Here is a 21,520-nt window from a genome sequence, read left to right as displayed (position 1 = left end):
GGGTGCGCTTAGTTTCTCCCACCCTCCTGATAAAAGAGGGTGGGATTTTTTTTGCCTGAATTCGGGCTGAATCCCGCACCACAGGCATAAAAAAACCCCGGCTTGCAGGCCGGGGTCAGGTTCAGGTCAGGGTCAGCGTTATGGCTTGGTTGCTGGCGCAGTGGCCTGATGGGTTGCCGCGTGACCGCCAGCAGATCCACGACCGTCGAACTCGTACGCCGAACGTACCCAATCGCTGTGACGTGCAGGTTCTGGCTGCCAGACCGGCGCCGGCGCTTTGGTCATCGGGGCAGAAGCGAAGTGCTTCCAGCGCGTGACGTCCGCGGCGGCCATTGGCTCAGCAGCAGGTGCTGGCGTGGCGGCCGGTTGCGCTACCGCGGCCGGCTCGATATCACGGGCAGCGACAGGTGCATGCGGTTCACTGACCGGTGCCGTTTCTGCTGCGGCAGCGACCGGGGCGTTCAGCACTTCTTCTACCTGTGCTTCCGTTTCGCGGCTGACTTCAACTGGCGCTTGCTGCGCAATCTCTGTCGGCTGTGCGCTGTCATCAACAGAAGCGGTCGCTGGCGTATCACTGACCGGCTCAGCAGGCTGTGCCTGAGCAGTAACAGTTTCAGCAATCGCTTCAGCCGCAGCCGGGATCACCGAAGGCTGATGATCAACCGGCGCGTCGATAGCGCTGGTATCGTCAGTGTTAACCACGGTTACCGGCGTTTCTGCCTGTGGTTCAGCCTGCTGTACTGGCGCGTCCTGTGACGCTGCTGATTCAACCGCAGCAGCAACCGGCAGCGCAATGGCGCCTGCTGTCTCTTCGCGGGTGTAATCTGGCGTTTCCTGAACCGCATCCTGCACAACCTGCTCTTCGCTGGCCTGGCTCACCGGATAACGTACCCACACTTTACCGGATGCCATCTCTGGCGACGCGGCTGCCGCAGCCAGTGGCATAGCGGACTGAGTCGGATAACGCTCATCACGATAACGGCGACGACGCTGACCGCTGACGCGCAGATGACGTGGCGAACGACGTGAACGACGCGGCATATTGGCGTTGTCACGGCTATCGTTATCATCCTGCTCTTCGATCTGCGGCGCTTCCGTCGGCAGCACTTCAGCCGCTGGCTGCTGTACTGCACGCGCTTCGGTCGGCACGGCAATGTCAGTGGCTTCTGCTGGCAGTGGCTGACGGTTATCATCAACGCGGACTTTCTGGCTCAGCTGACGCGGCTTACGACGCGGCATAACCTGCACGCGATCGTCATCCTGCGCTTCGGGTGCTTCCACAACTGCTTCAGCCACAACCGGCTGCTCGGCGGCTTTGGCCGCTTCCTGCTGGGCGCGTTTCTCTTCCTGACGACGACGCTGACGCTCAGCACGCTGCTCACGACGCTGTTGCTGCTGCTCGTCGCGCTGCTGACGGGCTTCTTCGCTCAGTGCCGGACGCTCTTCACGCGCTTCATTAGGCTGAGACTGACGTTTGTTGCGACGGTTATCATTGCCTTCACGCGGCTCACGATTTTCACGTGGTTCGCGACTTTCGCGCGGTTCACGGCTTTCACGTGGCTCACGTGGTTCACGGCTTTCACGCGCCTGACCGTTCTCACCGTTACGCGGCGTACGCTCACGACGGTTATTATTGCGGCGGTTGTTGTTACGACGTTCGCCACGCTGACTGGCGTTCTCTTCTTCGCTTTCCGGCGCTTTCTGTGGTTCCGCTGCTTCAGTGGCGGCTGGCGTCACTGCAGGGGTTTCTTCGCCACCGAACATTTTCTTCAGACCACCAAACAGGCGGCCAAAGAAGCCGGTGCTGACCGTGGCCGGCGCTGCGACGGCAGGGGCCGCTTTCGCTGCCGGTTGCGCTTCGGCGCGTGGCGCTTCAGGCGCGACTTCTACCGGAGCCGGTGGGGCATCTGGCATCACGAATGCCGCCAGTGCCGGCTGTTCAGGACGACGACGTTCGCCATGCTCTTCTTCAGATGGCAGCGCCATTTCTGCTTCATGCAGCTTCGGCAGGTGGTAGCTCAGGGTCTGAGTCTCTTCACCTTTGCGCACGCGCAGCACCGAATAGTGCGGGGTTTGCATCTTGTCATCAGGTACGATGATCGCCTTCACGCCACCCTGACGCTTTTCAATGGCGTTCACGGCTTCACGTTTTTCATTCAGCAGGTAAGAGGCCACCTGAACCGGAACGATCGCGTGGACTTCTTTGGTGTTGTCTTTCAGCGCTTCTTCTTCAATCAGACGCAGAATAGAGAGCGCCAGCGATTCGTTATCACGGATGGTGCCGGTGCCGCTACAGCGTGGGCAGACGTGATGGCTGGATTCGCCTAACGACGGGCTCAGACGCTGACGTGACATCTCGAGCAGGCCGAAGCGGGAAATATGGCTAATCTGGATACGCGCACGATCCTGACGGACCGCTTCACGCAGACGATTTTCTACTGCGCGCTGATGGCGTACCGGCGTCATATCGATAAAGTCGATAACGATCAGTCCGCCGAGGTCACGCAGACGCAGCTGACGGGCAATCTCGTCTGCCGCTTCAAGGTTGGTGTTAAAGGCGGTTTCTTCGATATCGCCGCCGCGCGTAGCGCGTGCTGAGTTGATATCGATCGCGGTTAACGCTTCGGTGCTATCAATCACAATCGAGCCGCCGGAAGGCAGGCGCACTTCACGCTGGAAAGCGGATTCGATTTGCGATTCGATTTGATAATGGCTGAACAGCGGAATTTCACCGGTGTAGAGCTTAATTTTGCTGCTGAAATCCGGACGGCCCAGCGCCGCGATATGCTGACGCGCCAGCTCAAGCACTTTTGGATTATCAATCAGGATCTCACCGATGTCCTGACGCAGGTAGTCGCGGAATGCACGCACGATCACGTTACTTTCCTGATGGATCAGGAACGGAGCAGGGCGGTTTTCAGCGGCTTTTTTAATCGCTTCCCAGTGCTTAAGACGGAAGCTTAAATCCCACTGCAGCGATTCGGCTGATTTGCCGACGCCGGCGGTACGCACGATCAATCCCATGCCTTCCGGCAGTTCCAGCGCAGAAAGGGCTTCTTTCAGTTCGGTACGATCGTCACCCTCAATGCGGCGGGAGATCCCTCCGGCACGTGGGTTGTTCGGCATCAGCACCAGATAGCTGCCCGCCAGAGAGATAAAGGTTGTCAGCGCAGCGCCTTTATTGCCGCGTTCTTCTTTATCAATCTGAACAATGACTTCCTGACCTTCACGCAGGACGTCTTTGATATTTGGACGACCGTGCGCGTTGTAGCTGGAGGGGAAATATTCGCGGGAGATTTCTTTTAAGGGGAGGAAACCGTGACGCTCTGCGCCATAATCGACAAACGCAGCTTCAAGGCTGGGTTCAATACGGGTGATTTTACCTTTGTAGATGTTGGCTTTTTTCTGTTCGTGTCCTGGGCTTTCGATATCCAGATCGTACAGACGCTGACCGTCAACCAGGGCAACGCGCAACTCCTCCTGCTGAGTTGCGTTTATTAACATTCTTTTCATCGTGACTTACTCGTTATTCTTTCATGAGTGATTACAGCTGCGGGCATAGTTACCCTGGACGAGTATCAACCGATGGCCCCGTGACTTAGTGCAATGTCGTCAACCTCACGGCTGTCGACCGCGCGAGGGGCGCAAATAACGTCGGTGGCCTGTTTTTCATAAGGGAAAACAGCACCAGATAGTGGAAATGCCTGAGACAAATAAAAAACTCGTGCACTCCATACTGCTGTCCAGGCCGCAACCCGCAGCCCGCTAAGTGCCTGATTTCGCATTACGTCTTACGCCATTGCTGCGTGTCTGCTCGATCCGGCAAAATGACAATTTCGCTCTTTTTCTGCCCTGAAACCCTTCAGGTAAGAAACTTAAGCATTATTCCATTGCTAACCTTCATATAGCAAGGCGACTTTAGCCAGCTTGTGAAGTTTCTTTACATTTAACGCTATACGGTGTCGGGGAAAACATCCGGTTGCTGAAAAAGCCAGCAGCCGAAGCGCTTATCGCGACACTAACCCCAGAGTTAAGCACAGAAAAAGGGGTGGCGCTATCAGGGGACACTATTTAGAATCGCCGCCATGAAAACAGAGAATCCGGGCGTACAACTTGTCGCCATCACGGCTGAAAATGCCGGACAACGAATTGATAACTTTTTGCGCACCCAACTGAAAGGTGTGCCAAAAAGCATGATTTATCGCATCGTACGTAAAGGCGAGGTGCGGGTGAATAAAAAACGCGTCAAGCCGGAGTATAAGCTGGAGGCGGGCGATGAGGTCCGTATTCCGCCGGTGCGGGTGGCGGAGCGTGATGAAGATGCGGTGTCGCCGAAGCTGGCCAAAGTCGCCTCGCTGGCTGACGCCATCCTGTATGAAGATGAATCCCTGCTGGTGATGAATAAGCCGTCAGGCACCGCGGTACACGGCGGCAGCGGGCTGAGCTTCGGGGTGATCGAAGGATTACGTGCGTTGCGGCCCGAAGCCCGCTTCCTGGAGCTGGTGCATCGACTGGATCGTGATACCTCCGGCATTTTACTGGTGGCGAAGAAGCGCTCAGCGCTGCGTTCCCTGCACGAACAGCTGCGCGAAAAAGGGATGCAGAAAGATTACCTGGCGCTGGTGCGCGGTAACTGGCCTTCACATCTGAAAGTGGTGCAGGCGCCGTTACTGAAGAATATTCTGCAGAGCGGCGAACGTATTGTGCGCGTCAGTAGTGAAGGTAAGCCTTCTGAAACCCGCTTTAAGGTTGAGGAGCGTTTTGCCTTTGCTACGCTGGTGAAAGCCAGCCCGGTAACCGGTCGTACTCATCAGATTCGCGTTCATACCCTGCATGCGGGTCATCCAATCGCCTTCGACGATCGCTACGGCGAACGTGAGTTTGATAGCCAGTTAGCCTCAACCGGCTTAAAGCGGCTGTTCCTGCACGCCGCGGCGCTGACCTTTACCCATCCTGGCACCGGCGAAGTGATGCGGGTGGAAGCGCCGCTGGATGACGGCCTGAAGCAGTGTCTGATCAGGCTACGCCAGCTGAAAGCATAATTATCCCGGCATCAGTCCGACAGCGGATTGATGCCGGCTTGCCGTAACATGCCGTTCAGCGCGATCAGCGGCAGTCCCACCAGCGTGTTGGGATCCCGTCCTTCCAGCCGCTCAAACAGACAAATCCCCAGTCCCTCACTTTTGAAACTGCCGGCGCAGTGCAGCGGCTGTTCCTTCTCTATATAAGCCGCAATCTCCGCGTCGGTTATTTCACGGAAATGCACCACAAACGGTTCGCAGCAGTGCATCAGTTGCTGACTGGCAGGATGATAGAGCGCCAGGCCGGTGTAAAAGGTGATGCGGTTACCGCTGGCGGCGCGTAACTGCGCCCGGGCGTTCTCCACGCTGTGCGGTTTACCGGTAATCACCCCATCCAGCACGCAGACCTGATCGGAACCGATGATCCAGTGATCGGGAAAGGCCTGCGCCAGCGCCTGCGCTTTTGCTATCGCAAGGCGTGTCACCAGCGCTGACGCGGTTTCGCCGGGCAACGGGGCTTCATCCACCTCGGGCGCGGCGGTGATAAAGGGCAGGCCCAGCTTTTGCAATAATGCCTGGCGAAAGGGCGAGGTTGAGGCTAAAAGAATCGATGTGGTCATTTTTTTTCAATAGTGATAGCGAATTGGTGACAGTCATTTTAAACTGTGCGCCGCACTGGATGCGAATAGTGGTTGAAAGATGCTGTTTAACGGCCTTTTTCTTTGACTCTATGACATTACAAAGTTAATATGCGCGCCCTATGCAAAAGGTAAAATTACCCCTAACACTGGACCCCGTCCGCACCGCTCAAAAACGCCTTGATTATCAAGGTGTCTACACATCTGCACAGGTGGAGCGCGTGGCCGAGTCAGTGGTTAGTGTGGACAGTGATGTGGATTGTGCCATGTCGTTTGCGGTTGACAGTCAACGTCTGGCGGTACTGACGGGTACAGCTGAAGTACAAGTGACGTTGCGTTGTCAGCGCTGCAACCAGACCTTTCCTCATCACGTACACGTAAGTTATTGCTTCAGTCCTGTCTCTTCTGAAGAGCAGGCCGAGGCATTGCCGGAAGCGTACGAGCCGATCGATGTCAACGAGTTTGGTGAGATCGATCTGCTGGCAGTCGTCGAGGACGAAATCATTCTCGCGCTGCCGGTCGTTCCGGTACATGATTCTGAACACTGTGAAGTGTCCGAGGCGGACATGGTCTTTGGCAAACTGCCTGCAGAGGCGGAGAAACCAAATCCATTTGCCGTATTAGCCAGTTTAAAGCGTAAGTAATAGGAGTAAGGTCCATGGCCGTACAACAGAATAAACCCACCCGTTCTAAGCGTGGTATGCGTCGTTCGCACGATGCGCTGACCACTGCTGCTCTGTCAGTAGATAAAGTTTCTGGCGAAACTCATCTGCGTCACCACATTACTGCGGATGGTTACTACCGCGGTCGCAAGGTTATCGTTAAGTAAGTTTCTTGCTTAGCAAGGCGATACCTTGACACGTTTGACCCTGGCTATTGATGCCATGGGCGGGGACTTCGGTCCTTGCGTGACAGTGCCTGCAGCATTGCAGGCACTGGCCTCTCATTCGCAGCTATTCCTTCTTCTGGTCGGAAATCCCGACATTCTCACGCCATTGCTTGCCAAAGCGGATTCCTCCTTACTGGGGCGTTTGCAGGTCATTCCTGCCGAATCGGTTATTGCAAGTGATGCGCGACCCGCTCAGGCTATTCGAAACAGTCGCGGCAGCTCAATGCGTGTGGCGCTGGAGATGGTCAAAGAGGGACGTGCGCAGGCCTGCGTAAGCGCAGGCAATACCGGTGCCCTGATGGGACTGGCCACGCTGATATTAAAGCCGCTGGATGGCATTAAACGTCCGGCGTTAATGTCCGTTTTACCGCATCAGCAGCAGGGTAAAACCGTGGTGCTGGATCTGGGGGCTAACGTCGGCTCAGACAGTGCGATGCTGGTGCAATTTGCGGTGATGGGATCGGTGATGGCGGAACATGTGCTCGGCATTGCCCGGCCGCGTGTCGCGCTGCTCAATATTGGTCATGAAGAGACCAAAGGGCTGGAAACCATTCGCGACGCAGCGGTAATCCTGCGAGAATCACCGCAGATCAACTATATTGGTTACCTTGAAGGTAATGAGCTACTCACCGGTAAAACGGATGTGATGGTCTGTGACGGGTTTGTCGGTAATGTCACGCTGAAGACCATGGAAGGCGTGGTAAGAATGTTCCTTTCCCTGCTGAAGTCGTCGGGGGAAGGCAAAAAACGGTCATGGTGGCTGAGATTGCTGGGACGCTGGATCCAGAAACGACTGGCGAAGCGTTTCGGGCATCTCAACCCTGACCAGTACAATGGCGCTTGTCTGTTAGGATTGCGCGGGACAGTGATCAAAAGTCACGGTGCAGCAAGTCAACATGCTTTCACCGTGGCGATAGAACAGGCAGAGCAGGCGGTGCGGCAGCAGGTTCCCGAACGAATTGCTGCGCGCCTTGATGCTGTATTAGCCAGGAGTGACAAAGCCTAGATGTATACCAAAATTATCGGTACGGGCAGTTATTTGCCTAGCCAGGTTCGCACCAATGCCGATCTGGAAAAAATGGTGGAGACGTCGGACGAGTGGATTGTCACCCGCACCGGCATCCGTGAGCGCCGTATTGCTGCGCCTGATGAAACGGTCGCCACCATGGGATTCAGCGCGGCTCAACGCGCCCTCGAAATGGCCGGCATTGAGGCGAACGATGTTGGGCTGATTATTGTCGCCACAACCTCTTCCAGCCATGCCTTCCCCAGCTCCGCCTGCATGATCCAGCAAATGCTGGAGATCAAAGACTGCGCGGCGTTTGACCTTGCTGCCGCCTGTGCGGGCTTTACTTACGCCCTGAGCGTGGCCGATCAGTACATCAAAAATGGCGCGGTTAAGCATGCGCTGGTGATTGGTGCTGACGTGCTGGCACGTGCGCTGGACCCGGAAGATCGCGGCACCATTATTCTGTTCGGCGATGGCGCCGGCGCGGTAGTACTTGGCCAGAGTGAAGAGCAGGGGATTATTTCGACCCACCTGCACGCCGATGGCCGCTACGCCCAGTTGCTGACCCTGCCTTATCAGGATCGCGCGCATCAGGACCAACCCGCCTACGTCACCATGGCTGGCAACGAAGTCTTCAAAGTTGCGGTCACCGAGCTGGCGCACATCGTTGATGAGACGCTGCAGGCCAATAATCTCGACCGCGAAATGCTGGACTGGCTGGTACCGCATCAGGCCAACCTGCGCATTATCAGCGCGACGGCGAAGAAACTGGGTATGACCATGGATAAAGTAGTGGTTACCCTTGATCGCCACGGCAATACCTCTGCCGCATCGGTGCCAAGCGCACTGGATGAAGCGGTCCGTGATGGCCGCATCAAACCCGGACACCTTATTTTGCTGGAAGCCTTTGGTGGTGGATTCACCTGGGGTTCTGCACTGGTTCGCTTTTGATTGACAGGAACGTAAGATGACGCAATTTGCTTTTGTTTTCCCAGGCCAGGGTTCACAGACGGTCGGTATGCTGGTTGATTTAGCCGCTACCTATCCGCAGGTGGAAGAGACTTTCCGTGAAGCCTCTGCGGTACTGGGATATGACTTATGGCAGTTAGTCAGCCAGGGGCCGGCTGAAGAGTTGAACAAAACGTGGCAGACCCAGCCAGCGCTGTTAGCCGCCTCGGTCGCTATTTACCGTGTCTGGCGGCAGCAGGGCGGTGAGCAGCCGTCAATGATGGCCGGTCATAGCCTGGGTGAATATTCCGCGCTGGTATGTGCTGGCGTGCTGGATTTTGCCGATGCGATCAAGCTGGTTGAGCTGCGTGGCCAACTGATGCAGGAAGCCGTGCCGGAAGGTACTGGCGCAATGCAGGCGATTATTGGCCTGGATGACGCATCAATCCGCAAAGCCTGTGAAGAGAGTGCGCAAGGTCAGGTCGTCTCGCCGGTTAACTTTAACTCGCCAGGCCAGGTGGTCATCGCGGGTAACAAAGAAGCGGTAGAGCGTGCCGGCGCAGCCTGTAAGGCTGCCGGAGCTAAGCGTGCGCTGCCGTTACCGGTCAGCGTGCCGTCTCACTGCGCGCTGATGAAGCCAGCGGCGGACAAACTGGCCGTGGCGCTGGAGTCCATCACCTTCAATACGCCTGCGGTGCCGGTGATCAATAACGTCGATGTCAAAGCCGAAACTGACGCTGGCGCGATTCGCCATGCGCTGGTGCGCCAGCTCTACAGTCCGGTTCGCTGGACCGAAAGCGTGGAAGCGATGGCGGCACAGGGTGTGACCCAACTGCTGGAGATCGGTCCAGGCAAAGTGCTGACCGGTCTGACCAAACGCATTGTGGATAGCCTGACAGCGGCTGCCGTCAACGATAGTGCATCACTGACGGCTGCACTCGGAAAGGAATAAGAGGAAAATCATGAGCTTTGAAGGTAAAGTTGCGCTGGTAACCGGCGCGAGTCGCGGCATTGGTCGTGCGATTGCAGAGACGCTGGCGGCAAAAGGCGCTAAAGTTGTAGGTACCGCGACCAGCCAGAATGGCGCTGACGCCATCAGTGCTTACCTTGGCGACAAGGGTAAAGGCCTGTTACTGAACGTGACTGACGCTGCATCGATCGACAGTGTTTTAGAGAATATTCGCGCAGAATTTGGCGAAGTGGATATTTTAGTCAATAATGCAGGCATTACGCGTGATAATCTCCTCATGCGCATGAAGGACGATGAGTGGCAGGATATCCTTGATACCAACCTCACTTCTGTCTTCCGCCTTTCTAAGGCGGTATTGCGTGCCATGATGAAAAAGCGCGTGGGCCGTATCATCACCATCGGTTCCGTTGTTGGAACCATGGGTAACGCGGGCCAGGCAAACTACGCGGCAGCAAAAGCGGGTTTAATTGGCTTTAGCAAATCACTGGCGCGCGAAATCGCGTCACGTGGCATTACCGTCAACGTCGTGGCTCCAGGTTTTATTGAGACAGACATGACGCGGGCACTGAACGAAGATCAACGTTCTGGTATTTTGGCGGAAGTACCTGCGGGTCGCTTAGGCGAAGCGCAAGAAATCGCCAATGCTGTGGCATTCTTAGCCTCTGACGAAGCAGCCTACATCACAGGTGAAACGCTGCACGTCAATGGCGGCATGTACATGGTCTGATAAATCACGAAAACATTTGCATTATTTGCGGCTAAAACCGCAAAATAGCGTAAAATCGTGGTTCGACCAGCCGGGATTTTGTTGCATCTTTTTCACCATTTTATACACTACGAAAACCATCGCGTAAGCGAGTTTTGATAGGAAATTAAATAGTATGAGCGATATCGAACAACGCGTTAAGAAAATCATCAGTGAGCAGCTGGGTGTGAAAGAGGAAGAAGTGACCAACTCTGCATCTTTCGTAGAAGACCTGGGTGCCGATTCTCTTGATACCGTTGAGCTGGTAATGGCTCTGGAAGAAGAGTTTGATACTGAAATTCCAGACGAAGAAGCTGAGAAAATCACTACCGTTCAGGCAGCGATCGACTACATCAATAGCCACAAAGGCTAATGAATATCTTCAGGCGGTCGCTCGACCGCCTGATTTTTATGTTTGTCCCACATAGTTCCCTATTTCCCCTCCCTGGAGGACGAACGTGTCTAAGCGTCGTGTAGTTGTGACCGGTCTTGGCATGTTGTCTCCTGTCGGCAATACCGTAGAGTCTACCTGGAGTGCTCTCCTTGCCGGTCAGAGCGGCATTAACCTGATCGACCATTTTGATACCAGTGCCTATGCAACCCGTTTTGCAGGTCTGGTAAGAGGTTTTAATTGTGATGACTACATCTCGCGCAAAGATCAGCGCAAGATGGATGACTTCATCCAATACGGCATTGTTGCCGGCATGCAGGCTATGCAGGATAGCGGTCTGGTTGTGACCGAAGAAAATGCAGGTCGTATGGGCGCAGCGATTGGTTCCGGCATCGGTGGTTTAGGTCTGATTGAAGACAATCATACTTCACTGGTAAACGGTGGCCCGCGTAAAATCAGCCCGTTCTTTGTGCCTTCGACTATCGTAAACATGGTAGCGGGTCATCTCACTATCATGTACGGCCTGAAAGGTCCGAGCATCTCTATTGCGACTGCCTGTACCTCTGGCGTGCACAATATCGGCCACGCCGCACGTATCATCGCCTATAACGATGCTGACGTGATGCTGGCAGGCGGTGCTGAAAAAGCCAGTACGCCATTAGGCGTTGGCGGATTTGGCGCAGCACGTGCACTCTCCACCCGTAACGACAACCCACAGGCAGCAAGCCGCCCATGGGATAAAGATCGTGACGGTTTTGTGCTGGGTGACGGTGCCGGTATTGTAGTACTCGAAGAGTACGAACATGCTAAGCAGCGCGGCGCGAAAATCTATGCGGAAATTGTCGGCTTTGGTATGAGCAGCGATGCTTACCACATGACCTCTCCGCCGGAAGATGGCTCGGGCGCAGCAGCAGCGATGATCAATGCGCTGCGTGATGCTCAGCTTACGCCAGAGCAAATCGGCTATGTCAACGCGCACGGCACCTCGACGCCAGCCGGTGACAAAGCGGAAACACGTGCAGTGAAATCGGTATTCGGGGCAGCAGCCAGTACGGTAATGGTGAGCTCAACCAAATCGATGACCGGGCATTTGCTGGGTGCTGCGGGTGCCGTTGAATCGATCTACTCGATTCTGGCTCTGCGTGACCAGGCGGTACCGCCGACCATTAACCTCGACAACCCGGATGAAGGCTGCGATCTCGATTTCGTGCCGCATACCGCGCGTCAGGTTTCCGGACTGGAGTACACCTTGTGTAACTCCTTCGGCTTCGGTGGCACCAACGGATCATTGATTTTCCGTAAAGTGTAATCGCAGTTGATTGCTAAAAAGGCCCGCAATGCGGGCCTTTTTTTATCCTGATAATTCAAAACAGTCAGCATCGGCGCAGCCGATCGCTGCCCAACCGGAGATAACCATGTGGATTAACGGCATCGAACAAACAACTCTGGCGGCCAGCGATCGCGGACTGCAGTTCGGGGATGGCTGCTTTACCACCGCGGCGGTGCAGCAGGGCAAGATCCTGTTACTGGAACGCCACATTCAGCGTCTCAGAGAGGGCTGTGAGCGGCTGTTAATCAACGGCATCGACTGGCTGCAGCTGGAAAATGAAATGCGTCAGGCAGCCCGGGATCAGAGGCAGGCTGTGCTGAAAGTAATACTCAGCGCCGGCAGCGGCGGACGCGGTTACAGCCGGAAAGGGGGAGGTGAGCCGACGCGTATCGTTTCGCTGGCAGCGTGGCCGCAACATTATGCTGACTTACAGCAGCGCGGCGCGTCGCTGGCTCTCAGCCCGATTCGGCTGGCGCGCAATCCGCAGTTTGCCGGTCTGAAGCATCTCAACCGGCTGGAACAGGTGATGATCCGGGCTCATCTTGACCAGACAGACGCCGACGAAGCGCTGGTGCTTGACACTGAAGGTTGGGTGGTGGAATGCTGTGCGGCCAATTTATTCTGGCGCCGGGGCTCGGAGATTTTTACCCCTGACCTGCGCTGGGCGGGCGTCGATGGCATTATGCGACGCAGTCTGATGGCACAGCTCGCCGCTGCAGGGCAGGCTTGCCGGGTTGTTCAGTGTGAACCTGACGCGTTGCTGGCTGCCGATGAAATCGTGATATGTAACGCCCTGATGCCGGTTTTACCGGTACGACAGCTGGAGGCGGTGAACTTTACTCAACGCACGCTGTTTAATCAGTTGCACGCAAGCTGTAAAAAGATAATGGATGCATCATGAGCCGAAGTAAAAAAATTCTCGCCAGCATTGTGGCGATAGTGGGTGTCGCGGCTGCCTTAAGTTACTGGCAGATAAAACAGTTCGCGTCCACCCCGTTAACCCTGCACCAGGAAACGATCTACACGCTGCCCGCCGGTACTGGCCGGGTGGCGCTTGAAGCGCAGTTAGAAAGTCAGAACATCATTCCGCACAGCATCTGGTTTGGCGCGTTACTGAAGGTAGAACCCGAACTGGCGACTTTCAAAGCCGGGACCTACCGCCTCGAACCGACCATGACGGTGCGTTCGCTGCTGCAGCTGCTGGCCAGCGGCAAAGAGGCACAGTTTCCGTTGCGCCTGGTCGAAGGTCAGCGCCTGACGGAGTGGCTGAGCGAGCTGCGCAAAGCGCCCTATATCCGGCATACGCTGAAAGATGACCAGTTTGCGACGCTGGCCAGCGAGCTGAAGGTTGATCCGCAGCAGCTGGAAGGCAACTTCTTCCCGGATACCTATCTCTATACCGCTAATACCAGCGATCTGGCGATCCTGCAGCGCGCCCATGAGCGGATGAAGAAAACCATCGATCAGGTCTGGCAGGAAAGGGCGGATAATCTGCCGTATAAAACGCCGCAGGATCTGGTGACCATGGCCTCGATCATTGAAAAAGAGACTGCCGTCAGTGAAGAGCGCGCCCGTGTCGCCTCGGTGTTTATTAATCGACTGCGAACCGGCATGCGACTGCAAACCGACCCGACGGTGATTTACGGCATGGGCCCGGCTTATAACGGTACCCTGACGCGTAAAGATCTGGAGACGGCAACCGATTACAATACCTATATCATTAATGGTCTGCCGCCAGGCCCGATTGCCATGCCGGGCAAAGCGTCGCTGCAGGCGGCGGCTCATCCGGAAAAGAGCAACTATCTCTATTTTGTGGCGGATGGAAAGGGCGGACACACCTTTACCACCAATCTTGCCAGCCATAACCGGGCGGTGCAGGTTTACCGGCAAACGCTGAAGGAAAAAAATGAACAGTAAGTTTATCGTCATTGAGGGCCTGGAAGGCGCCGGTAAAACCACGGCGCGCGATGCGATTGTCGCCACGCTGCGCGAACGCGGGATTGAAGATATCGTCTTCACCCGCGAGCCTGGTGGAACGCCGCTGGCGGAGCAGCTGCGGGTGCTGGTCAAGCAGGGCATTGAAGGTGAACAGGTGACCGATAAAGCGGAACTGCTGATGCTCTACGCGGCGCGCGTGCAGCTGGTCGAAACGGTGATCAAACCGGCGCTGGCTCGCGGGGCCTGGGTGATTGGCGATCGGCACGATCTCTCTTCGCAGGCTTATCAGGGCGGCGGACGCGGACTCGACAGTGAACTGATGCGTACCCTGCGCGATGCAGTACTGGGCGATTTTCGCCCCGATTTGACGCTCTATCTCGACGTAACGCCAGACATCGGCCTGCAACGCGCCCGTGCCCGTGGCGCGCTGGATCGCATTGAGCAGGAGTCGCTGCGCTTTTTTGAGCGCACCCGCGACCGTTATCTGGCGCTGGCGGCGGACGATCCCACTATTCTGACAATTGATGCCACCCAGTCGCTGCAACAAGTGACGGCGTCACTTCAGTCCACCCTGAAGGGCTGGCTGGCGGAGCAGGCGTGATGAATTGGTTCCCGTGGCTCAACCAGCCCTATCGCCAGCTGATCACGCAGCATCAGCAGGGCCGGAGTCATCACGCGCTGCTGATTCAGGCGATGGCCGGGATGGGCGATGATGCGCTGGTGTGGGGAATCAGCCGCTGGCTGATGTGCCAGCAGCCCGATGGCCTGAAAAGCTGCGGGCAATGCCACGGTTGCCAGCTGATGCAGGCCAATACCCATCCGGACTGGTACCGGCTGGAAGCAGAGAAAGGTAAAAATACCCTCGGCATTGATGCGGTTCGTCAGGTGACCGAGAAAATGTATCATTTCGGTCAGCAGGGCGGTGCCAAAATTGTCTGGCTGCCTGATGCGGCTCAGCTCTCTGAAGCTGCGGCCAACGCCCTGCTGAAAACGCTGGAAGAACCGCCGGCCAATAGCTGGTTTTTCCTCAGTAGCCGTGACCCGTCGCGCCTGCTGGCGACCTTGCGCAGCCGATGCATGACGCTGCATCTTTCACCGCCGGAGGAAGGACTCAGCCTGAACTGGCTGAAGAAACAGACGTCGCAGGATGAAGCGATGCTGGTCGCCGCGTTGCGACTCAGCGCTGGCGCGCCGGAAGCGGCGCTCAATCTGCTGGCGGCAGGCCCGTGGCAGGCGCGACAGAAATTGTGCGATGCGCTGCCCGCGGCACTGCAGCAGGACATTCTGCAACTGCTGCCGGTGCTCAATGGCGACGACGCGGCGGTGCGCATTGGCTGGCTGCTCTCGCTGCTGCTGGATGCGATGAAATGGCAGCAGAATGCAGGACAGTGGTTGAGTAACGTCGATCGTCAGGACGTGGTGACGCTGCTGGCAGAACACTTTACCCCGACTGCGCTGAACAGCAGTGCGCAGGGCTGGATGCGCTGTCGCGAGCAGTTGCTGCACGTGGCGGCGGTTAACCGCGAATTATTGCTGACCGATCAGCTCCTGAGCTGGGCTGATAATATGAAGCCTGCGCTGATCGGCTAAACCTTCTGAGAGTAACTATGTTTATTGTTGATTCCCATTGCCACCTTGATGGCCTGGACTATGAGAAAAACCATCGCGACCTGGATGATGTGATCGCCAAAGCGGCTGCGCGTGATGTGAAATTTATGCTGGCCATTGCCACCACGCTGCCCGGTTTTCATACCCTGAAAGCGCTGGTTGGTAACCGCCCCGAAATCGCGCTCTCCTGCGGTGTTCATCCGCTGAATCAGGAGGAGGCGTATGACGTAGAGGAGTTTCGCCGTCTGGCTGCCGATCCACAGGTGGTGGCGCTGGGGGAAACCGGGCTCGATTATTACTATCAGCAGGAGACCAAAGCGCAGCAGCAGGCTTCCTTCCGTGAGCACATCCGTACCGGCATCGCCCTGAACAAACCGATCATTGTGCATACCCGTGATGCGCGGGAAGACACGCTGGCAATTTTACGTGAGGAACAGGTTGAGCGCTGCGGCGGCGTGCTGCACTGCTATACCGAGGATCAGCCTACCGCGGCTAAACTGCTGGATATGGGATTCTATATTTCGTTCTCCGGCATCGTCACCTTCCGTAATGCGGAGCAGCTGCGTGAAGCGGCGCGTTACGTTCCGCTGGATCGGATGCTGGTTGAAACCGATTCACCTTATCTGGCCCCGGTTCCTTATCGCGGCAAAGAGAATCAGCCCGCCTACACCCGCGATGTCGCCGATTATCTGGCGGTGCTGAAAGGCGTGGATATTGACACGCTAGCCGCCACCACGACCCGCAATTTCTCGGCGCTGTTCCACATCCCAATGAGCCGGCTGGGTGCCTGAGTCGCTCGTTTATTTCATACTCTGTAATTAATCTGTAATCTGCACATATGGCCTTGTTTTTCCAACAAGGCCAGCTTTTTATTGCTGATTATTCGTGCGGGTCAGTAAGAAATTTCGTAAAGTGCACGCTTGCGATTGTCGAAACGTGATAACCGTCAAAGTAACAAATAACGATTTATTTTACCCTTCGTAATAAATCAAAAGGCGGTCACCGCCAACCCGGTAAAGAATCCTCCCTCTTTGCCACGCGCAATGCGCGAAAAAATGCACTCATACTCAGGAGCTTCACGCTATGTTCAAAAATGCTTTTGCCAACCTGCAAAAGGTCGGTAAATCGCTCATGCTACCGGTATCGGTTCTGCCGATTGCCGGGATTTTGTTAGGTGTCGGTTCGGCCAATTTCAGCTGGTTGCCTGCAGTGGTTTCGCATGTGATGGCAGAAGCGGGCGGATCGGTGTTCGCCAATATGCCGCTGATTTTTGCCATCGGTGTGGCGTTGGGCTTTACCAATAACGACGGTGTATCAGCACTGGCCGCGGTAGTCGCTTACGGCATCATGGTGAAAACCATGGCGGTGGTGGCTCCGCTGGTGCTGCATCTGCCAGCGGCAGAAATTGAGGCGAAACACCTGGCGGATACCGGGGTACTGGGCGGTATTATCGCCGGCTCGATTGCCGCGTATATGTTCAATCGCTTTTACCGCATCAAGCTGCCGGAATATCTCGGCTTCTTTGCCGGTAAGCGTTTCGTACCGATTATCTCCGGTCTGGCAGCCATCATTCTCGGCGTACTGCTCTCCTTTATCTGGCCACCGATAGGTTCCGCGATTCAGGAGTTCTCACAGTGGGCCGCCTATCAGAACCCGGTTGTCGCCTTTGGTATCTACGGTGTGGTAGAACGTTCGCTGGTGCCGTTTGGCCTGCATCACATCTGGAACGTTCCTTTCCAGATGCAGATCGGTGAATACACCAATGCGGCAGGTCAGGTGTTCCATGGTGATATCCCGCGTTATATGGCGGGTGACCCGACCGCGGGCAAACTCTCCGGTGGCTTCCTGTTCAAAATGTACGGTCTGCCAGCGGCAGCGATTGCTATCTGGCATTCAGCGAAGCCTGAAAATCGCGCCAAAGTGGGCGGTATCATGATCTCCGCTGCGCTGACTGCATTCCTGACCGGTATCACCGAACCGATTGAATTCTCATTCATGTTCGTTGCGCCGATCCTGTACGTAATCCATGCGCTGCTGGCCGGTCTGGCTTTCCCAATCTGTATTCTGCTCGGAATGCGTGACGGTACCAGCTTCTCGCACGGTCTGATCGACTTTATCGTGCTGAGCGGTAACAGCAGTAAAATCTGGCTGTTCCCGATTATCGGTATCATCTACGGTCTGGTTTACTACACCATCTTCCGCGTGCTGATCGCTAAACTGGACCTGAAAACACCAGGCCGTGAAGAGACCAGCAGCGAGCAGTCCACTGCGACCGGCACTGAAATGGCGGGCAAACTGGTGGCGGCGTTTGGTGGTAAAGAGAACATCACCAACCTTGATGCCTGTATCACCCGTTTACGTGTCAGCGTGGCTGACGTCGCGAAGGTGGATCAGACTGAACTGAAAAACCTCGGCGCACGTGGCGTGGTAGTGGCAGGTTCAGGTGTTCAGGCGATTTTCGGTACCAAATCCGATAACCTGAAAACCGATATGGATGATTATATCCGCAGCATGTAATGCCAGCGGAATGATAAAAAGCCCCGCTCAGCGGGGCTTTTTTTATGCGCGTGATTTACAGATAGACGCGCAGATACTCGGTCAGGCACAGCAGCGCCATCGCCTGGCCGTACGGCATTGAGGTCAGTGGAATGGTGCGGTAATAGTCCAGATCGCTGCCCATCGCCGTGCCAAACGATACCTGCTTCAGCTCACCGTCGGCATCGATGTTGGCAATCACGCCGCGCAGCGCCTTTTCCGCCATCTCACGATATTCCGCCGGCAGGTAACGCTTGCGCACCGCTTTCAGAATGCCATAGGCGAATCCTGCGGTAGCCGAGGCTTCCGGATAGCTCTGCGGGTCATCGAGCAGGGTATGCCACAGTCCGCTGCTGTGCTGGCACGCCTGCAACGCCTTCACCTGCGACGCCAGCACCTGCTGCAGAAAGCGGCGGGTAGCATGATGCTCAGGCCAGTTCATCATCTCCAGAAAATCGGGAATAACGATGGTCAGCCAGCTGTTGCCGCGTGCCCAGCGAGCATTGGCGAAATTATGCCGACCGTCAAAGTTCCAGCCGTGGAACCACAGCCCGGTTTCACGATCCATCAGATACTGGGTATGCAGCAGGAACTGGTAGCTCGCTTCCTCAACCCACTCGTCACGCTTCAGTAACTGACCAATTTTCGCCAGCGCCATCACGCTCATCATCAGGGTGTCGTCCCAAAGCTGCTGGGTGTTTTCATTGTTATAGACAATGTGTTGCAGCCCGCCCTGTTCCGTGCGCGGCATTTCATACATCACCCATTCTGCCCAGCGCTCCAGCACCGGCAGCCATGCGGCATTGCCGGTCTCCTCATAGCGGTAAGCCAGCGTCAGAAAAGGGCAAACGGTATTCACGTTTTTGGTGGGCGTTCCCTCCGCCAGACGCTGGGCGAACCAGTCATCAATGATCGCCAGCGTCTGCCGATCACCGGTCTGCTGATAGTAGTGCAGCATGCCATACAGGCCGATGCCGTGTGTCCATTCCCAACCCGCCCAGCCTTTAGTATCGATCACCCGGCCATCGTCCAGCCGCAGCAAAAATTCGCCGGTTTCGTCGGTGATGTTGACCAGATTTTGTGTCAGCTTGTGGATCAGCTGGACCAGTTCGCTGCGTGGCAGCAGATGTTCAGGTTGGCACAATAGCGCGCTGTGTTTAACGGGAAATACAGTCATGGTTTATTCCTGTCATTTTAAGGTCGGGTTGATAGATGAGAGTAAAGGGCGATGCGAGGGTAACGGTGGCGCAGCGGGCTTCATGCGATTGAGGAAGCCAATGTTATTGTTGCCCCACAGGTTTTCATAGGGCATGCCGGCCAGCGTTTCGACGATCTGTCGCGCTTCAGGCGTGATTTTTTCCGGCACAATGCGTCCCGCTTCGCGCATCTTCAGGGTCTCTTCACGCAGCACGGTATGCGTCTGCAGATTCAGCTTGAAGCGCAGTGAAACCAGGAAACCGCAGGTGAGTACCGCCACGGTGCCAAGGCTGAGGATTGCCAGAATGGTATGACTGACGCCCGGTACCTGGGTCGCCTGACCCGAGACGAAACCAGAGAGCTGCAGCACAATACCTACCAGCATCACCGCACCGGCCTGCGAAGCTTTGCGGGTTAAGGTCATGATGCCAGCAAAAATGCCTTCACGACGCTGACCGGTGATCACCTCATCGACATCGGCGATATAGGTATAGGTGTTCCAGGGGACGTAGTTGATGCCGCCACGGCCCAGACCCGCTACTGCGGAGATCAGTAACAGCAGCGCGAGGTTATCGTTCATCCCGGCATACCACAGCCCGGCATACGAGAGCGCCGCCAGCCCGAACAGCACCGCCACCAGGCGATAGGCGGGAGCCGGTCCCATGCGGATACAAAGCGGAATCATCCCCATCACCGCGATAAACTGTAGAACCGCCATGGTGCCCATCAGGTTTGAGGCAATCTGGGCGCTCTGCATCAGGACAAACACCACGTACCAGGTGAAGACCGCGTTAAACACGTCCTGAGCGATATAGCCGCCGAGATACATGCCCAGATGCTGACGGAAGATACGAACGCGTAAGGTCGAGGAGAGCTCAACATAGAGCCGTTTAAGATTTTGCAGCAGCGTCAGCTGCTGTTTTTCCTGTTCTGCCCGGCGTGACTCGGCGGAGAAATCATCCGGATGACGTTCCCAGGTAAAGAACCACACCAGCGTCAGCACCAGGGCGCAGATGATCGAGAACACCAGGCTGGCATAAAAGAAGGAGTGCGGGTTGTCTTTGCCAAGCGCCCCCAGCAGGATGCCGGGTAAAAAAGCCGCCAGGATCGCCGAAAGCTGAGCCAGGCCGATCCGTGCGCCAGAGAAGCGGGTTTTCTGCCGGAAATCGTCGGTCATCTCAGGGACCAGCGTTTCATAAGGCACCAGAATCATGGTGTAGATAATATCGAACAGCAGATAGGTGCAGAGATACCACCAGAAACTCATGTCGCTGATCCACATCAGGCTGTAACTAAAGACACAGGGTATGCCCAGCAGGATAAAAAAGCGGCGGCGGCCAAAGCGTTTGCCCAGCCAGGTCGAACCAAAGTTATCGGTCAGGAAGCCCATCAGCGGACTGACGACCGCATCCAGTACCCGGGCGGCAGCAAAAATCAGGGTCGCCTCAATCGGGGTCAACCCACAAAAAGTGGTATAGAAATAGAGCAGCCAGGCGGCAGTCAGCGCCGTGGTGCCTGCTCCAAGAAAATCCCCGGACCCGTAGGCCAGATAATGGCCAAGACCAATCTTACGTGAGCGCATGGTGCGTGCTCCTTGATGGTGAATGTCGGTAAATCCCTCATGACGACGCCGGGCATCTCAGCCGGACTGAATAGCAAAGTAGAACTGCGACGCCGGGTTAACCTTCGTAATCTGGCAAGGGTCCGGGATGATGTGGCAATGATACAAAGAAAAGGGCGGCTAAAATCTAATTTATAAAACGGCGTTTCATTTTTGTGCGGTGGCGCGCATCAATATCGACCTGTAAAGGTGAGCGGAAGCGCAGGCAGCAGAGGTTGCTGTAAAGAGAGACGAACAATGCAAGAAAAGTGGACCTGAGGTTGAAAGAAAACAAATTTCTCCCGCATACTGATTGATTACGACCCTGGCTAAAGGAATTGCACCATGGCTGAAGAAACCATTTTTAGTAAAATTATCCGTCGCGAAATCCCCGCTGATGTGGTTTATCAGGATGAACTGGTCACCGCCTTTCGCGATATCTCGCCGAAAGCGCCGACCCACATTTTGATCGTACCGAATGTGCTGATCCCGACGGTCAATGAGGTGGAGGCTGCACATGAACATGCGCTGGGCCGCATGTTCACCATCGCCGCCAAAATTGCCCGTCAGGAAGGCATCGATCAGGATGGCTACCGTTTGATTGTCAACTGCAACAAACACGGCGGTCAGGAGGTTTACCACATTCATATGCATCTGCTGGGCGGCGAACCGCTGGGCCCGATGCTGTCAAACTGAACCTC

General features: G+C 55.9%; 20 protein-coding genes. 16 read left to right on the top strand and 4 right to left on the bottom strand.

The genetic code is table 11. From position 1 onward, the window contains the following. Positions 1-138: 138 nt before the first annotated feature. Positions 139-3,513, bottom strand: coding sequence for a ribonuclease E (gene rne, locus ACLIBF_RS13530; protein ID WP_448309969.1), 3,375 nt, complete (start codon positions 3,511-3,513; stop codon positions 139-141). A gap of 572 nt (positions 3,514-4,085) precedes the next feature. Here rne and rluC point away from each other — a divergent pair. Beyond that, complete coding sequence (gene rluC / locus ACLIBF_RS13525; RefSeq protein WP_089561045.1) at positions 4,086-5,042, top strand: 23S rRNA pseudouridine(955/2504/2580) synthase RluC; 957 nt, start codon at positions 4,086-4,088, stop codon at positions 5,040-5,042. Between the two features lie 11 nt (positions 5,043-5,053). Here rluC and ACLIBF_RS13520 read toward each other — a convergent pair whose 3' ends face one another. Next, complete coding sequence (locus tag ACLIBF_RS13520) at positions 5,054-5,641, bottom strand: Maf family protein (RefSeq protein WP_069728166.1); 588 nt, start codon at positions 5,639-5,641, stop codon at positions 5,054-5,056. A gap of 140 nt (positions 5,642-5,781) precedes the next feature. Between ACLIBF_RS13520 and yceD the strand changes: the two genes are divergently transcribed. From yceD to ptsG, 14 genes are all read left to right on the top strand, one after another. Next, complete coding sequence (gene yceD, locus ACLIBF_RS13515) at positions 5,782-6,303, top strand: 23S rRNA accumulation protein YceD (RefSeq protein WP_069728167.1); 522 nt, start codon at positions 5,782-5,784, stop codon at positions 6,301-6,303. A gap of 14 nt (positions 6,304-6,317) precedes the next feature. Continuing rightward, on the top strand, positions 6,318-6,488 hold the full coding sequence (gene rpmF / locus ACLIBF_RS13510) for a 50S ribosomal protein L32 (protein ID WP_003849870.1): 171 nt from the start codon (positions 6,318-6,320) through the stop codon (positions 6,486-6,488). A gap of 25 nt (positions 6,489-6,513) precedes the next feature. Continuing rightward, complete coding sequence (gene plsX, locus ACLIBF_RS13505; protein WP_069728168.1) at positions 6,514-7,554, top strand: phosphate acyltransferase PlsX; 1,041 nt, start codon at positions 6,514-6,516, stop codon at positions 7,552-7,554. After that, positions 7,555-8,508 (top strand): beta-ketoacyl-ACP synthase III, encoded by a 954-nt coding sequence (locus ACLIBF_RS13500; RefSeq protein WP_031376570.1) that lies wholly within the window; start codon positions 7,555-7,557, stop codon positions 8,506-8,508. Positions 8,509-8,524: 16 nt separating this feature from the next. Next, on the top strand, positions 8,525-9,457 hold the full coding sequence (gene fabD, locus ACLIBF_RS13495; protein ID WP_279810338.1) for an ACP S-malonyltransferase: 933 nt from the start codon (positions 8,525-8,527) through the stop codon (positions 9,455-9,457). Between the two features lie 10 nt (positions 9,458-9,467). Then, the gene (fabG, locus tag ACLIBF_RS13490) at positions 9,468-10,202 is read left to right on the top strand and encodes a 3-oxoacyl-ACP reductase FabG (RefSeq protein ID WP_031376571.1); all 735 of its coding nucleotides are present in this window, start codon (positions 9,468-9,470) and stop codon (positions 10,200-10,202) included. 154 nt (positions 10,203-10,356) lie between these two features. Continuing rightward, a complete protein-coding gene (gene acpP / locus ACLIBF_RS13485; protein ID WP_003849865.1) occupies positions 10,357-10,593 on the top strand; it encodes an acyl carrier protein in 237 nt (78 codons plus the stop codon). An 85-nt stretch (positions 10,594-10,678) separates the two neighbouring features. Then, complete coding sequence (fabF, locus tag ACLIBF_RS13480; RefSeq protein WP_031376572.1) at positions 10,679-11,920, top strand: beta-ketoacyl-ACP synthase II; 1,242 nt, start codon at positions 10,679-10,681, stop codon at positions 11,918-11,920. Between the two features lie 106 nt (positions 11,921-12,026). Then, positions 12,027-12,842 (top strand): aminodeoxychorismate lyase, encoded by an 816-nt coding sequence (gene pabC, locus ACLIBF_RS13475; RefSeq protein ID WP_448309965.1) that lies wholly within the window; start codon positions 12,027-12,029, stop codon positions 12,840-12,842. Further along, complete coding sequence (mltG, locus tag ACLIBF_RS13470) at positions 12,839-13,858, top strand: endolytic transglycosylase MltG (RefSeq protein WP_031376573.1); 1,020 nt, start codon at positions 12,839-12,841, stop codon at positions 13,856-13,858. Before pabC ends, mltG begins: the two co-directional genes overlap by 4 nt. Beyond that, positions 13,848-14,480: a dTMP kinase gene (gene tmk, locus ACLIBF_RS13465; protein ID WP_279810339.1), complete on the top strand. Its 633-nt coding sequence runs from the start codon at positions 13,848-13,850 to the stop codon at positions 14,478-14,480. Before mltG ends, tmk begins: the two co-directional genes overlap by 11 nt. Then, positions 14,480-15,469 (top strand): DNA polymerase III subunit delta', encoded by a 990-nt coding sequence (holB, locus tag ACLIBF_RS13460; protein ID WP_046288393.1) that lies wholly within the window; start codon positions 14,480-14,482, stop codon positions 15,467-15,469. Before tmk ends, holB begins: the two co-directional genes overlap by 1 nt. Positions 15,470-15,486: 17 nt before the next feature. Next, the gene (locus ACLIBF_RS13455) at positions 15,487-16,278 is read left to right on the top strand and encodes a metal-dependent hydrolase (RefSeq protein WP_448309963.1); all 792 of its coding nucleotides are present in this window, start codon (positions 15,487-15,489) and stop codon (positions 16,276-16,278) included. 292 nt (positions 16,279-16,570) lie between these two features. Beyond that, the gene (ptsG, locus tag ACLIBF_RS13450) at positions 16,571-18,004 is read left to right on the top strand and encodes a PTS glucose transporter subunit IIBC (protein ID WP_031377250.1); all 1,434 of its coding nucleotides are present in this window, start codon (positions 16,571-16,573) and stop codon (positions 18,002-18,004) included. Between the two features lie 55 nt (positions 18,005-18,059). Here ptsG and bglB read toward each other — a convergent pair whose 3' ends face one another. Together bglB and ACLIBF_RS13440 are read right to left on the bottom strand one after the other, a co-directional pair. Further along, positions 18,060-19,199 (bottom strand): beta-galactosidase BglB, encoded by a 1,140-nt coding sequence (gene bglB / locus ACLIBF_RS13445; RefSeq protein WP_069728169.1) that lies wholly within the window; start codon positions 19,197-19,199, stop codon positions 18,060-18,062. A gap of 12 nt (positions 19,200-19,211) precedes the next feature. Further along, positions 19,212-20,801 carry an MFS transporter gene (locus ACLIBF_RS13440; protein WP_448309961.1) on the bottom strand — a complete coding sequence of 530 codons (1,590 nt, stop codon included), beginning with the start codon at positions 20,799-20,801 and terminating at the stop codon, positions 19,212-19,214. Positions 20,802-21,164: 363 nt separating this feature from the next. Here ACLIBF_RS13440 and hinT point away from each other — a divergent pair, with 363 nt between their 5' ends. Beyond that, positions 21,165-21,515, top strand: a complete 351-nt coding sequence (gene hinT / locus ACLIBF_RS13435; protein ID WP_031377253.1) for a purine nucleoside phosphoramidase — start codon at positions 21,165-21,167, stop codon at positions 21,513-21,515. Positions 21,516-21,520 lie beyond the last annotated feature (5 nt).

Source organism: Pantoea sp. PGP6 (assembly GCF_053474785.1).
The sequence above is the reverse complement of the archived record's forward strand: the minus strand, read 5'-3'. Positions and strand labels throughout refer to the sequence as shown.

Coding starts and splice junctions, on each gene's coding strand:
- rne (WP_448309969.1), bottom strand. CDS start 3,513: ATGAAAAGAATGTTAATAAACGCAACTCAGCAGGAGGAGTTGCGCGTT.
- rluC (WP_089561045.1), top strand. CDS start 4,086: ATGAAAACAGAGAATCCGGGCGTACAACTTGTCGCCATCACGGCTGAA.
- ACLIBF_RS13520 (WP_069728166.1), bottom strand. CDS start 5,641: ATGACCACATCGATTCTTTTAGCCTCAACCTCGCCCTTTCGCCAGGCA.
- yceD (WP_069728167.1), top strand. CDS start 5,782: ATGCAAAAGGTAAAATTACCCCTAACACTGGACCCCGTCCGCACCGCT.
- rpmF (WP_003849870.1), top strand. CDS start 6,318: ATGGCCGTACAACAGAATAAACCCACCCGTTCTAAGCGTGGTATGCGT.
- ACLIBF_RS13500 (WP_031376570.1), top strand. CDS start 7,555: ATGTATACCAAAATTATCGGTACGGGCAGTTATTTGCCTAGCCAGGTT.
- fabD (WP_279810338.1), top strand. CDS start 8,525: ATGACGCAATTTGCTTTTGTTTTCCCAGGCCAGGGTTCACAGACGGTC.
- fabG (WP_031376571.1), top strand. CDS start 9,468: ATGAGCTTTGAAGGTAAAGTTGCGCTGGTAACCGGCGCGAGTCGCGGC.
- acpP (WP_003849865.1), top strand. CDS start 10,357: ATGAGCGATATCGAACAACGCGTTAAGAAAATCATCAGTGAGCAGCTG.
- pabC (WP_448309965.1), top strand. CDS start 12,027: ATGTGGATTAACGGCATCGAACAAACAACTCTGGCGGCCAGCGATCGC.
- mltG (WP_031376573.1), top strand. CDS start 12,839: ATGAGCCGAAGTAAAAAAATTCTCGCCAGCATTGTGGCGATAGTGGGT.
- tmk (WP_279810339.1), top strand. CDS start 13,848: ATGAACAGTAAGTTTATCGTCATTGAGGGCCTGGAAGGCGCCGGTAAA.
- holB (WP_046288393.1), top strand. CDS start 14,480: ATGAATTGGTTCCCGTGGCTCAACCAGCCCTATCGCCAGCTGATCACG.
- ACLIBF_RS13455 (WP_448309963.1), top strand. CDS start 15,487: ATGTTTATTGTTGATTCCCATTGCCACCTTGATGGCCTGGACTATGAG.
- ptsG (WP_031377250.1), top strand. CDS start 16,571: ATGTTCAAAAATGCTTTTGCCAACCTGCAAAAGGTCGGTAAATCGCTC.
- bglB (WP_069728169.1), bottom strand. CDS start 19,199: ATGACTGTATTTCCCGTTAAACACAGCGCGCTATTGTGCCAACCTGAA.
- ACLIBF_RS13440 (WP_448309961.1), bottom strand. CDS start 20,801: ATGCGCTCACGTAAGATTGGTCTTGGCCATTATCTGGCCTACGGGTCC.
- hinT (WP_031377253.1), top strand. CDS start 21,165: ATGGCTGAAGAAACCATTTTTAGTAAAATTATCCGTCGCGAAATCCCC.